Consider the following 13,482-nt stretch of genomic DNA (forward strand, 5'->3'; position numbering starts at 1 on the left):
TCACCTGTGCTGGATGCCTGTCTGCACCGAACGGGCAGACAAGTGCGCTGCACTTGCATCACAACACGGCCAGCCTGCGCAGCAGGCGCGGGTTTTTTTGCCCGGGAGGAGCTCATGCTAAGTCGCACTGCTGATCACCTGTTCTGGATGTCTCGTTACACCGAACGGGCAGAAAACACCGCCCGTATGCTGAACGTGAGCTACGACACCTCCATGCTCCCCATGCGCCCGGAAGATGCCGAGCGAGCGTGGCAAGGGGTGCTGTCCATCAGCGAACTGGTTCCGGCTTACCAGGCCCGATACCGGCAAGTGACACGCGACAACGTCTTGTTCTTCATGGTGGCCGACGAGACCAATCCCACCTCGATCGTCTCGTGTCTGCGTGCTGCGCGTGAAAATGCGCGGGCGGTGCGCGGCACGTTAACGACGGAAGTCTGGGAAACGCAAAACCAGACCTGGCTGGCGCTGCGCAAGCAGCTGCAAGACGGTGCTCTGGAAAAAGATCCGGGGCAGTTCTTTGAATGGGTGAAATACCGCTCGCATCTTTCGCGGGGCGTGGTGCTGGGCACCATGCTGCAAGACGAGGCGTTTAACTTTCTGCGCCTTGGCACATTTTTGGAGCGTGCAGACAATACCGCGCGTTTGCTGGATGTGCGCTTTCACGCAATTTCGCGAGACTACTACGGCACAGACCCCAGCCGCAAAGGTGTGCAGCAGTTTGATTTTTATCACTGGAGTGCCTTGCTGCACAGCGTCTCGGCCTTTGAGGTCTATCGCAAGGTCTACCGCGATGTGATTACCCCAGAGCGTGTGGCAGAGTTGCTGGTGCTGCGGGCAGACATGCCGCGCTCTTTGCATGCCTGTCTGCGAGAGGTGGTCTACAACCTGAAAGTTGTGGCGCACGAAGGCGCTCTAGACAGCCAGCGCAGGGCCGGGCGACTGCTGGCAGATTTGCAGTACGGCCAGATTGACGAGATTTTGGAAACGGGTCTGCACGCCTACCTCACGCAGTTTCTGGATCGCGTGAATCAACTCGGTGAGTTCATTGCCAAGGACTATCTGGTGCCCGAGCTTTAGGCTTTAGGCGATGCACATGGCGATGCACATAAAAAAAGAGCCCCAGTGGGCTCTTTTTATTGATGGTCAAACCACTCACGCTCAATGTGCTTCGGCTTCGCCCATTTGCGTTTGCAGGTAGTTCTGCACGCCCACCTTCTCGATCAGGTCCAGCTGTGTCTCGAGGAAATCGATGTGCTCCTCTGTGTCATCCAGAATCTTGAGCAGCAGGTCGCGCGAGACAAAGTCATGGGCTGTCTCTGCCGTGCGGATGCCTGCTTTGATGGTGGCTTGCGCGGCAGTTTCCAGGTTGAGGTCGCACTGCAGTGCTTCTGGCACGTTTTCACCGATTTGCAGCTTGCCCAGATCTTGCAGATTCGGCAGGCCATCGAGCATGAAGATGCGGTCCATCAGCACATCAGCGTGCTTCATCTCGCCGATGGATTCTTTGTATTCAATCTTGGCCAAGGCCTCAAGACCCCAGTGTTTGTACATGCGGTAGTGCATGTAGTACTGGTTGATTGCCGTCAATTCGTTTTTCAGCTGGGCTTGCAGCGCAGCGATGACTTGCGGATCGCCTTTCATGAGGGACTCCTTGTTGTTGTGAGGGGTGAGTGCATTGTCATGCACTCCTGCGGCATCACCAAGTGTGGCAAGCAAAACCACGCGCGTGCGTATTGGCTGCGTGTGATGCTGAGTTGCGTTCTCGTTAGAGTTAAATAGTTTTTGATAATCAATAGTATTAAATCAATTGATTGAAATTATTCTGCATAGGCTTTAGACTACACAGTGTTCTCAGCTGTATCACATAAGGAAACAACATGTCCGTTATCAACACCGTTATCAAGCCTTTCCAAGCCTCCGCTTTCAAGGACGGCAAGTTCATCGAAGTGTCCGAAAAGGACGTGCTGGGTAAGTGGGCTGTGTTCTTCTTCTACCCTGCCGACTTCACCTTTGTTTGCCCCACAGAGCTGGGCGACGTGGCTGACCACTACGACCAGTTCCAGAAGCTGGGCGTGGAAATCTACTCGGTGTCCACTGACACACATTTCGTTCACAAGGCCTGGCACGATTCTTCCGAAACCATCGGCAAGATCAAGTACACCATGATTGGCGACCCAAGCGGCGTGATCACGAACAACTTTGAAGTGATGCGTCCCGGTGTCGGCCTGGCTGACCGCGGTACCTTCATTGTGGACCCCGATGGTGTGATTCAAGCCGTGGAAATCACTGCTGAAGGCATTGGCCGCAATGCAGAAGACCTGCTGCGCAAGGTCAAGGCCGCTCAATACGTGCGTAACCACCCCGGTGAAGTGTGCCCTGCCAAGTGGAACGAAGGCGATGCAACCTTGGCTCCTTCGCTGGACCTGGTCGGCAAGATCTAATCTTTGCCCGGAAAAAGCCCGGGGAGGACCCGGGCTTTTTTTCAACCTCGCTATCGTTGACTATTAAATAAATATTTCATTAGGGATTGACTATTATGCTGGACGCCAACCTCAAAACCCAACTCAAGGCTTACCTCGAACGTCTGCAAAAGCCGCTCGAACTGGTGGCAAGCTTGGATGACAGCAAGGCGGCTGGTGAAGTCAAGTCGCTGCTGGCCGATCTGGCCGCGCTCAGCGACAAAATCACCGTTCGTGAGAACAATGATCTGAATGTGCGCAAGCCATCGTTTCTGATTACCAACCCGGGCGTAGATTCCGGTGTGCGTTTTGCGGGCGTGCCTCTGGGGCACGAATTCACATCCCTGGTGCTGGCGTTGCTGCACGTGGGTGGACATCCCTCTAAGGAATCTGCAGACCTGCTCGAACAAGTCAAGGCGATTGATACGCCGTTGAACTTTGAGACCTATTACTCGCTGTCTTGCCACAACTGCCCTGACGTGGTGCAGGCGCTGAATCTGATGGCCGCGCTGAACCCGAACATCACGCACACCGCAATTGATGGTGGCCTGTTCCAGCAAGAAGTGACGGACCGCGAAGTCATGGGCGTGCCCACAGTGTTCGTCAACGGCGAGCGCTTTGGCCAAGGCCGCATGGAGCTCGGTGAGATCGTCGCCAAGGTGGACACCGGCGCTGCTGCCCGCGAAGCTGCCAAGATCTCGGCCAAGGACGCGTTTGATGTGCTGGTTGTCGGCGGTGGCCCTGCTGGCGCAGCCGCAGCCATCTACGCGGCGCGCAAGGGCATTCGCACGGGTATTGCAGCCGACCGCATCGGTGGTCAGATGCTCGATACCGTGGACATCGAGAACTTCATTTCGGTCAGCAAGACCGAAGGCCCCAAGCTGTCGGCGGCCATGGAAAACCACATCCGTGACTATGACGTGGACATCATGGGCCTGCAGCGTGCAGCCAAGCTGATTCCTGCGGCCACCGAAGGCGGTCTGATCGAGGTGCAGACAGAGTCCGGTGCCACACTCAAGGCCAAGACCGTAATCTTGTCCACCGGCGCCCGCTGGCGCAACATGAACGTGCCCGGTGAAGAGCAGTACCGCACCAAGGGCGTGACTTACTGCCCGCACTGTGACGGCCCCCTGTTCAAGGGCAAGGACGTGGCCGTGATCGGTGGCGGTAACTCGGGTGTCGAGGCTGCGATTGATCTGGCTGGCCTGGTCAAGCACGTTACGGTGCTGGAGTTCGCCGCTGAACTCAAGGCTGATGCCGTGCTGCAAAAGAAGCTGCGCAGCCTGCCTAACGTGACTGTTATCTTGAATGCCCAGACCACCGAAGTGAACGGTGACGGCAAGAAAGTGACCGGCATCACCTACAAGGACCGCACCACCGACGAGATCAAGCAGATCGCGCTGGAAGGTATCTTTGTGCAGATCGGTCTGCTGCCCAACACCGACTGGCTCAAGGGTACGGTCAACCTGACGCGCTTTGGCGAGATCGAAATCAACGCCCGTGGCGAGACCAATGTACCGGGCGTGTTTGCTGCCGGTGACTGCACCAACGTGCCGTACAAGCAGATCATCATTGCAGCGGGTGCAGGTGCAACGGCAGCACTGTCGGCCTTTGACCATCTGATTCGCCATTGATGGCTAGATCGTGACGTTGGCTTGATGCGCGTGCCTGCCAAGCGCGCAAAGCCATTGAAAAAGGACTGCCCAGGCAGTCCTTTTTTTGTGGGCATACATGCAGGTGGGCATTCAACGGGGCTGCGTGCCTGTGCCCAGCAGGGCCTCCAGCCCCAGAGCGATTTCTTCGCCCCAGGCGTAATAGTCATGCCCGCCCGCAAACTCATGGGTGGTGACGGTGTAGCCCTTGGCTTGCAAGACGTTGCGCAAGTGGCGGTTGTTGTCGATGATGCCGGCCTCGCCCTGAACACCGCGCTCCAGCAGACCGTAGGCCAGATGCCAGCGTACGGCGTGGGTGGGACCGTGCAGCACTTGGCGCATGAACCAGTCACCTTCGGCCCAGCGGTGCGGGGCAGGCTCGTTTTTGGGTGCAGTGGGTGTCCACCAGTACGAGCCAGACAGCGAGAGCACATTGCCAAAAGTCTCTGGGTGTGCCCAGCCCAGCCAGCCAGCGGCCAGCCCCCCATAGCTGGAGCCAGCTACCACCACTTGGTGTGCCCGTGTGGCAATCGCGGGATGCTGCCCGCGCAGCCAGGGCAGCATCTCATGGGCCAGCATGTTGCCAAACGCCGGGGTATGAGGGGGCAGCTCGGTGGCGCGATCCGCACGCTGTGGGTTGCCTACCAGCAGCACGGCCATGGCCGCAAGGCGACCCTGGGCGATCCATGCATCCAGACGCTGGTGAATGCGCACACGCTGTAGATAGGCCTCGCGGTCAAACAGCACCAGCAGTGGCAGGCTGCCTGCGGCGTGGCTGCCACTAGGCAGGTACAGGCTGAGGCTGCGCGTGTTGTCCAGCAGTGCGCTGGTGTAGCGCAGGTGCTGCAACTGGCCCGAGGGTAACTGGGTGACGCTGGCTGGCGTGGTGCTATCTGCAGCCATGTTGCGCAAGGGGCCTGTGGCAGCAATCTTCAGCACCGAGCGTTCGGCATGAACGGCGGCCGCACTGCCTGCGGGCAGCTCCGGCGATCCGGCATGCCAGCGGTGCGGGTTCAGCGGGTCGCGCTGGGCAGACAGTTGCTGGGTCTGTACACGCTGCATGCGGCTGGGGGCCACACTGGCCGCCAGCACGGAGGGCCATTGCACGGGGTCAACCACCAACTGGTAGGCGGCCTGCAAGCCGCGTGGCAGCGGCAGGCTCAGATGCCAGATGTCTGTATCTGCCAGGCGCTGGAATGTGAAAGGCTCTGCGGAGCGCATGGCCCATTCCAGTCGCACATGGTGGGGCTGGTCTTGCGTGCCCGCAGGCGCACGCCACAGAAAGGTGACCAGGGCTTCTCGGGGTTGATGGGGCAGTGGCTCCAGCAGGGGGGTGCCTTGGGTGAGGGTGGCAGACCAGAACTCTTGGATCAAAGCAAGCTTTTGTGCAGGTGTTGCCTGCGCAAGCTGCACCTGCAGATGCAGCAAAGCAGGGCTTTGCACAGCTGCTGGCAAGGCTGCCGCAGGGGCCGCATCAGCGAGCGCCGGGCCGCTGGTTTTGAGCTGCCAGGTGGGCTGCACGTCGGTCTGCGTAAAGAATGGGTTGTGTGCCTCTAGTCGATAGCGGCCAGTGGTGGGGGTCACCCAGCCTATATCTTGTGTGCCGTTGTGAACGGCAGGCCAGTGGCGCAGCAGCCGGCCATCTGGATCGGTGAGGCGCACGGTATGCGCATGGGTGCCGCTGTCCAGCGTCCACAGCAGCACCTGCCCGGCCTGGGCCTGCACTTCCAGGGCATGACCTGCCAGCACCTGGCTGCATGAAGGCCAGCGCGTATCTGGTTTATCGGGCAGCAGGCTGCACTGGGCAGTGGAGCTGCTGGCCCAGGCTGCGGCCATGCCCACCAGCAGTGTGCAGGTGGCCAGTAGCCTGAAAAATGAAAGACAGAATTGGTTCCGCATGGTGGGTGGCATGGATGAAAAAAGCCCCGTACGGCATACGTACGGGCTGGCTGTGGGCTGCTCCATCAGAACCTGGCGTTTAACGACACGTAGATGCGACGGCCTTCTTCGCTGTAGTCACTGGCGTTGATGCGGTCAAACGTGCGGTCGGCCACGTTCAGTACACCGCCGCGCAAGGTGGTGCGTGGGCTGACTTGCCAGGTGGCGCTCAGATCCACCAGACCGTAACCCGGCTTGTACACGGTATTGGCTGCATTGAGGGGCTGCTCGCTTTGCATGCGCCAGGTGGCTCCCAGATTCCACTGCGCATTGACTCGCCAGTCGGCGTCCACATTCAGGTTGTGGCGTGAGCGGTTAACCAGCAGGGTGTGTACGGCTTTGCTCGTGTTCTTGGCTGACAGGTAGGTGTAGGTGGTCTTGAACTCCACATCGCGCAAGGCCTGCCATTTCCAGCTGCCTTCCAGACCGCGTGTGCGGGCGCTGTTGATGTTCTGGTAGCTGAAGATGGGGCGGCCATCGGGCAGAAAACCGACAAAGTTGTCGTAGCCAGGAGCCAGCGTGACATCGCGCGTGCGGCTTTCAATGTCGATCATGTTCTTGAGCTTGGTATCAAACACCGTGGCGCTGGCACTGTGCACGCCCTGCGTGTACTGAATGCCCAGCTCCTTGCTGATTGCGGTCTCGGGCTTGAGGTCGCGGCTGCCGATGATGTAGCAGCCTGTAGTGGCGCTGCCGCAGGAGACCGATCCCCAGTTGGGGCTGTTTTGCACCAGCGTCGGGGTGCGAAAGGCGCGCGAGAGGCCGCCCTTGAAGGTCCAGGCATCGTTGAGATGAAAGACGCCATAGGCACGTGGACTGTGGTGGCCGCCAAAGTTTTCGTGGTGGTCAAAACGGTTTCCCAGCGTGATGGCAAAGCGGTCGGTCAAGCGGATTTCGTCTTCCACAAACACCGCGTACTGCTTGACCGATGTAGTGGGCGAGCTCTGTGTGGTGGGTACGCCGGGCAGGCCTTTGAGGTTGGCGGGGTCCCACAGACGCTCTTTGCGGGCATCAAAGCCCACGGTCAAGAACTGGTTGCCCCAGCTCACGGGAAAGCTGGCCTTGCCGTTGACGCCGAAGGTGTTGGACTTGTTGGGGTTGGTCTGTGTATCGATCATGCCTTTGAGGTTGCGGATCTCATCGGTCGAGACTGTCAGCTCGGTGACCAGTGCATTCCAATTGCCCTTGTGGCGCAGGGCGAAGGCATCGCGCTCCATGGTGTACATGCCTTGTGTCTTGTTACTGACATCGGCATCCAGTGTGAGGCTTTGGCGTGCATCAGGGCGCCATGCCAGCTGGCCGCCCGCATGGCGGTTGAGCGTGCGGGCAAATAGCGGGTAACCCGCGTTGAATGTGCTTTGAGCCTTGCTGTCTGAGCGGTGGTCGTAGTTGCCATACAGCTTGATGCCCAGCGTATCGCTGATCAGCGGCCCATTCATGGAAAAGCCCAGCTTCTGGCTGTCCGCCAGATCACGGTCTTGCTGCAGGACGGTCTCGGCGGTGATCGAGCCCTTCCACGTTTTGCCGATGGGTTTTGTGATGATGTTCACCACGCCCCCAATGGCATCTGCGCCGTACAGCGAAGACATGGGGCCGCGCACCACTTCTACGCGCTCAATATCGTCCAGAGGCACCCAGCCGCTGTCATAGGCGGTACCGCCACGGAACATGGAGGTGCTGGAGTTAACGCGCTTGCCATCGATCAGCATCAGTGTGTAGGCCTGATCGAACCCCCGCATCTGAATGGTGGGCGTGCCATTGGCACTGCGGTTGAGCGTCACGCCTTCCACACCAGCCAGTAGCTGCGCCAGCTCGTGCGCGGGGCGCTGGCGCAGCTCTTGCTGTGTGATGACCGAAATGCTGGCGAGTGCATCTTTGATGTCCTGCTCGCTGCCGCTGGCAGTGACCACGACGGTTGCCAGGTTCGTCTCAGGGCTTGCCTGCTGGGCGTGGGCGTGAAGGGCAAATGCACAAAGGCAGGCCAGCGACAAAGGGCGCATGGTGAACGGCATGGTGGTCAAGGCTCCGGCGGAGATGTGATTAAATGAGAATTAATTTTATTTAGATGTGTGTTTTTCCTCTGCCTCTGGCCACTTCTGATGTCTGAATTTCATTCAAAAAACGCTGTTTTTCACTCACAACCTGGCGCTGTCTTGCACGTTCCAGACATTGAGCAGTCATTGCTGCCCATGGGCGAGGAATACATCGTGGGGGACCTTGGGGTGACGGCTGCCACCGATGTGCTGCAAGGCAGCATGCAGGTGCTGTCAGTGCAGGAGGGCATGGTTCTGTACCGCACGGCGGTGCGTGATCTGTGCACCATGCGCACGTCCAATCTGCTGTATCCGGGGATCAAGATCGTGCTGGTGCTGGAAGGGGAGACGCAGCTGTCGTATGGCGCTTTGCGCCTGCACCTGCGCGCCCGTGAGGCAGGCCATTGCGCCGCCATGGTGGCGCTGGCACGTACCGACCGGTTCATGCGGCAGTGGCGCATTGGGCGGCATGAACGCAAGCTGGTGCTGACACTCACCCCGCAGTGGCTGGCCCAGACCGGTGTGCTGCACGGGCGGGTGGCAGAGTTCATGGCACAGCACCTGGCAGTGGCGCCGTGGCAGCCTTCTGCCCGTGCGCTGGTGCTGGCCGACCAGTTGCACCGTGGCTGCCCGCTGCCAGATCACCTGCACGCTTTATGGAACCAGAGCCGGTGCATGCAAATCGTGCTGGAAGCCCTGGCCAGCGTAGAGATTGGCAGCACGCAAGAAGGGGCTGCGCCGCTGCCGCGCACCGGGGTGCGTCAGCACGTACGGCTGGCGGCGCTGAGAGACTGGTTGATGACCCCGGCGGCAGATGGCATGGATGTGGCCGCCATTGCCCGGCACGCCGGTATGAGCGTGGCGCATCTGCAGCGTCATTTCCCAACGGTAGCTGGCCAGAGCCTGGGGCGTTTTCTGCGTGTGCAGCGCCTGCTTCGTGCGCGCGCTGCGCTGGAGCAGGGGTGTGCCACCGTGACACAGGCGGCGGGCATGGCGGGTTACCGCAGCAGTACGCATTTTTCAGCAGCATTTCGGGATCACTTTGGCATGCTGCCCTCCAGCCTCAAGCTGCTGGCGCATTAAGAGCCGCGAACACCGCCTGGCAAATCTTTGGGTTGTGTTAAAGGCGAGGCGCAAAGCCACAGAATTACAGAAGTAAAGACGTACGACAAGGCCAGGCCACGACGATCCAGAGGGTGGGGGCAGTGGGTCTAACTGGGCAGCTGCTTGCATGGCCCTGAACGGGGCTTGCTCCATCGATGTGCCTGCGCCATGCAAAAAGCCCCGCATGCGGGGCTTTGGTTTTCGGCTAAATAGCGCTTGCTTAGTCCATGGTCAGCTTTTGCTTGTCCACAACTTCCTTGTAGGCGGTGTATTCAGCCTTGATTTCCTGCGCAAATTTTTCAGGGGTGTCCGCCACGATCAGCGAGCCGGTGTCTTCAATGCGCTTGCGAATTGCTGGGTCTTGCAGCACTTTGTGCACGGCCTTGTTGATCTTGTCCACAACGTCCTTGGGCGTGCCCTTGGGGCCAACGATGCCGTAGTAGGCCATGCGATTGACGCCGGGGGCACCTACTTCAGCCAGAGTGGGTACGTTGGGCAAGACAGCCAGACGCTGGGGTGCAGCCACCACCAGCGGTGTCAGGCGCTTGCTTTGTATAAAGGGCAGAGCGGATGGGAAGTTGTCAAAAATCAGCGGAATTTGGCCGGCTACTGCATCGTTCAATGCAGGGCCCGAACCACGGTAGGGAACGTGCTGCATCTGTGTGCCGGTTGCCAGCATGAACATTTCCATCATCAGGTGACCGATGGAGCCTGTGCCCGGTGAGCCAAACGAATGCACGCCGGGGTTCTTTTTGACTTCTGCCAGGAACGACTTGTAGTCCTGACCCACAAATTTGGGGTTGGCTGCAATGATGTTGGGCGTGGCGGCAATGTTCACAATCGGCGCAAAGTCCGTGAACACGTTGTAGGGAATCTTGGGGTTGATGGCCGGGTTGGTGGCCGTGGTGGAAACGGTAGCCAGACCCAGGCTGTAGCCATCGGCAGGAGCACGGGCGGTTTCAGCAGCACCAATTGCACCACCGCCACCACCCTTGTTTTCGACGATCACGGGCTGACCCAGTTCGCGGCCCAGCGGGTCAGCGACAACGCGGGCAATCAGGTCGGTGGTGCCGCCAGCGGCAAAAGGCACCAGCAGCTTGATGGGCTTGTTGGGGTAGTTGGACTGGGCGTGGGCGGCACCCAGGGTGCTCAGGGCGGCCAAGGCCAAAAGAGTGCGACGCAACATGTATTTATTTCCTCGTTGTTGTTGTCAATGTGACGCACATCGTAAAAGGCGGCTTGGTGCGCACGGTCGTGCTTTTGCTGGGTGATAACCCTTGATGAAGGGTAAATGCTGATGCTTATTTTTGTAATTTACGGGCGCATAAATCCCTGGCTTGAATGCACCATGTCGTGATAGCTGGCTGTGAAAAAATGGTGCTGGGAGCGCAAGCCAAACGCCACCCAGCCTCGGCGTGGTTACAGCACGTGTGCGGTCCTCAGTGCATGCACTTCGTCTTCGCTCAATCCCAGCTCCTGCAGCACCTCTTGTGTGTGCTGGCCCAGGGTGGGAGGTGCGCTGCGGTAGCTCACGGGAGTGGCTGACAGGCGCATCGGACTGGCTACAGTGGCCACCTGGGCAATGTCATTGCCTGTCTGGCATGGCAAGGTCATGTGAATGCCGCGTGCCTGCACCTGAGGGTCATCAAAAGCCTGCGCCACGGTGTTGATGGGGCCACAGGGCACGGCCTTGTCTTGCAGCAGCGCAATCCATTCGGCAGTGGAGCGTGTCTGCATCAGCGGTTGCAGCCATTCCAGCAGCGCTGCGCGGTGCTGTACACGGCCAGTGTTGGTGGTAAAACGAGCGTCCTGGGCTTGTGCGGGCTGGTGTACGGCAGCGCAAAAGCGTGCAAATTGCCCATCGTTGCCAATAGCCAGCAGCACATTGCCATCGCTGGTTCTGAAGTCCTGGTAAGGCGCAAGGCTGGGGTGTGTGTTGCCAGCGCGCTCCGGAGTCTGGCCAGTGGCCAGAAAACCAGCCGCCTGGTTGGCCAGCACGGCCATGCCCACATCCAGCAGCGCCATGTCGATGTACTGGCCTGTGCCTGAGCCATTGCGCGCGCTGTCTCGGGCGTTGATTGCAGCCAAGATGGCATTGCTGGCGTACAGACCGGTGAACACATCGATCACAGCCACGCCGACTTTGAGTGGGCCACCGCCGGGCTGTGCATCGGCATGGCCGGTGATGCTCATCAGTCCGCACATGGCCTGCACCATCAAATCGTAGCCGGCGCGTTCGGCATAAGGCCCGTCTTGACCAAAGCCGGTGATGGAGCAGTAGATCAGCTTGGGGTTCAGTGTTTTGAGGCTGTCGTAATCCAGCCCGTACTGCGCAAGGCCGCCCACCTTGAAGTTCTCTACCAGCACATCTGCCTCGGCTGCCATACGGCGCAGCAGTGCCTGCCCTTCAGGATGGGCCATGTCGATGGTGATGGAGCGCTTGTTGCGGTTGCAGGCGGTGAAGTAGCTGGCCTGGCGCGTGTCGTTGCCGTCGTCGTCCTTTAAAAAGGGCGGGCCCCAGTGGCGCGTATCGTCTCCAGCTACGGGGCGCTCTACCTTGATCACGTCTGCACCCAAATCGGCCAGCATTTGCGTGGCCCACGGGCCAGCCAGCACGCGCGATAAATCCAGAACCTTGATGCCCGACAGCGCGCCGGGCGTAGATGCAGTGCTTGGCATGTGCAACTCCTGCCATTCAAGGCGAGGAAAAAAAGAGCAGCTAGCGCATATGTATGAAGCGTTTCAGATACTTTTATATCTGAAAGCAAGCAATAACAGGCGCTAGTAGCTCATAAATAAATAAATAATACTGTGGCGGCAACTTGCAAAACACGCCGCAGGTTGAGCGGGGCGTTTCAGCTTAGGCGGAGACCGCAAAGGTTGCAGCCCAGCAGTGAAGATCGCGGCGGAAAAGAGGCGTCACCCGCGCAGGCAGTAGCAGCGCTACGACCAGCGGGTGCAACGACGTATTCCGGTGCGATCTTTGCTGCGCGCTTAGTTAGCAAAAGCGGCGATGCCGGTCTGTGCGCGGCCCAGGATCAGCGCATGCACATCGTGCGTGCCTTCGTAGGTGTTCACCACTTCCAGGTTCACCAGATGGCGTGCTACGCCGAACTCGTCGCTGATGCCGTTGCCGCCCATCATGTCGCGTGCCAGGCGGGCCACGTCCAGCGCCTTGCCGCAGTTGTTACGTTTGATCAGCGAGGTGATTTCCACCACGTTCTGGTGCTCATCCTTCATGCGGCCTACGCGCAGGGCAGCTTGCAGTCCCAGCGTGATTTCAGTCTGCATGTCGGCCAGTTTTTTCTGAATCAGCTGGTTGGCAGCCAGAGGGCGACCAAACTGCTTGCGGTCCAGCGTGTACTGGCGCGAGGTGTGCCAGCAGAACTCGGCCGCACCCATGGCACCCCAGGCAATGCCAAAGCGTGCGCTGTTCAGGCAGGTGAACGGGCCTTTGAGGCCGCGCACTTCGGGGAAGGCGTTTTCTTCGGGCACAAACACATCGTCCATCACGATTTCGCCGGTGATCGAGGCGCGCAGGCCCACCTTGCCGTGGATGGCCGGTGCGCTCAGGCCCTTCATGCCCTTGTCCAGAATAAAGCCACGAATCTGGCCGACGTTGCCGCCTTCAGACACTTCCTTGGCCCAGACCACGAACACGTCTGCGACGGGGCTGTTAGTGATCCACATCTTGCTGCCCTTGAGCTTGTAGCCGCCGTCCACCTTGTATGCACGAGTGGCCATGGAGCCGGGGTCGGAGCCGTGGTCAGGTTCGGTCAGGCCAAAGCAGCCGATGAATTCACCCGAGGCCAGCTTGGGCAGGTATTTTTGCTTTTGCGCTTCGGTACCAAATTCGTTGATGGGCACCATCACCAGTGACGACTGCACCGAAGCCATGGAGCGATAGCCCGAATCCACACGCTCTACTTCACGGGCCACCAGACCGTAGCTCACATAGTTCAGGCCTGCGCCACCGTATTCGGTCGGAATGGTGGGGCCCAGCAGGCCCAGCTCGCCCATCTCGCGGAAGATGGTGATGTCGGTCTTTTCATGGCGGAACATGTCCTGCACGCGGGGCATGAGCTTGCCCTGGCAGTACTCATAGGCCGCGTCGCGGATCATGCGCTCGTCTTCTGTCAGTTGCTGGTCGAGTTGGAAGGGGTCATTCCACTGAAAGTTGCTGGCCATGTTGTGCTCCTTGAATGCTCAGTTGTAGGGGGCGCTGGCATGTGACGCTGCGATGTGACTGCGCGCATGCCTTGTGCGTTATGGAGTTCATCGTACGAAGGTGGCTGT

The 13,482-nt window shown here is 59.4% G+C and carries 10 protein-coding genes; 4 read left to right on the forward strand and 6 right to left on the reverse strand.

The features are described from left to right. Nucleotides 1-114 precede the first annotated feature (114 nt). Nucleotides 115-1,077, forward strand: coding sequence for an alpha-E domain-containing protein (locus H9646_RS12165; protein WP_191723623.1), 963 nt, complete (start codon nucleotides 115-117; stop codon nucleotides 1,075-1,077). A gap of 81 nt (nucleotides 1,078-1,158) precedes the next feature. On the opposite strand, the gene bfr is transcribed toward H9646_RS12165, so the two are convergent. After that, a complete protein-coding gene (bfr, locus tag H9646_RS12170) occupies nucleotides 1,159-1,641 on the reverse strand; it encodes a bacterioferritin (protein WP_191723624.1) in 483 nt (160 codons plus the stop codon). Nucleotides 1,642-1,877: 236 nt separating this feature from the next. On the opposite strand from bfr, the gene ahpC reads away from it, so the two are divergent. Further along, nucleotides 1,878-2,441, forward strand: a complete 564-nt coding sequence (gene ahpC, locus H9646_RS12175; RefSeq protein ID WP_191723625.1) for an alkyl hydroperoxide reductase subunit C — start codon at nucleotides 1,878-1,880, stop codon at nucleotides 2,439-2,441. Between the two features lie 95 nt (nucleotides 2,442-2,536). Continuing rightward, nucleotides 2,537-4,093, forward strand: coding sequence for an alkyl hydroperoxide reductase subunit F (gene ahpF / locus H9646_RS12180; RefSeq protein WP_191723626.1), 1,557 nt, complete (start codon nucleotides 2,537-2,539; stop codon nucleotides 4,091-4,093). 111 nt (nucleotides 4,094-4,204) lie between these two features. Here the strand turns inward: ahpF and H9646_RS12185 are convergent, their stop codons facing one another. Together H9646_RS12185 and H9646_RS12190 are read right to left on the reverse strand one after the other, a co-directional pair. Next, complete coding sequence (locus H9646_RS12185) at nucleotides 4,205-6,010, reverse strand: alpha/beta hydrolase-fold protein (RefSeq protein ID WP_191723627.1); 1,806 nt, start codon at nucleotides 6,008-6,010, stop codon at nucleotides 4,205-4,207. A gap of 65 nt (nucleotides 6,011-6,075) precedes the next feature. Then, nucleotides 6,076-8,061, reverse strand: a complete 1,986-nt coding sequence (locus tag H9646_RS12190; RefSeq protein WP_191723628.1) for a TonB-dependent receptor domain-containing protein — start codon at nucleotides 8,059-8,061, stop codon at nucleotides 6,076-6,078. Between the two features lie 141 nt (nucleotides 8,062-8,202). Here H9646_RS12190 and H9646_RS12195 point away from each other — a divergent pair, with 141 nt between their 5' ends. Continuing rightward, nucleotides 8,203-9,165 (forward strand): helix-turn-helix transcriptional regulator, encoded by a 963-nt coding sequence (locus H9646_RS12195; RefSeq protein WP_191723629.1) that lies wholly within the window; start codon nucleotides 8,203-8,205, stop codon nucleotides 9,163-9,165. A 241-nt stretch (nucleotides 9,166-9,406) separates the two neighbouring features. On the opposite strand, the gene H9646_RS12200 is transcribed toward H9646_RS12195, so the two are convergent. The 3 genes from H9646_RS12200 to H9646_RS12210 form a co-directional block, all read right to left on the reverse strand. After that, a complete protein-coding gene (locus tag H9646_RS12200) occupies nucleotides 9,407-10,372 on the reverse strand; it encodes a tripartite tricarboxylate transporter substrate binding protein BugE (protein ID WP_191723630.1) in 966 nt (321 codons plus the stop codon). A gap of 233 nt (nucleotides 10,373-10,605) precedes the next feature. Next, nucleotides 10,606-11,865 carry a CaiB/BaiF CoA transferase family protein gene (locus H9646_RS12205; protein WP_191723631.1) on the reverse strand — a complete coding sequence of 420 codons (1,260 nt, stop codon included), beginning with the start codon at nucleotides 11,863-11,865 and terminating at the stop codon, nucleotides 10,606-10,608. A gap of 315 nt (nucleotides 11,866-12,180) precedes the next feature. Further along, a complete protein-coding gene (locus H9646_RS12210; RefSeq protein WP_191723632.1) occupies nucleotides 12,181-13,374 on the reverse strand; it encodes an acyl-CoA dehydrogenase in 1,194 nt (397 codons plus the stop codon). Between the last annotated feature and the right edge of the window lie 108 nt (nucleotides 13,375-13,482).

It is taken from the genome of Comamonas avium (assembly GCF_014836675.1).
GTDB lineage: Bacteria > Pseudomonadota > Gammaproteobacteria > Burkholderiales > Burkholderiaceae_C > Comamonas > Comamonas avium.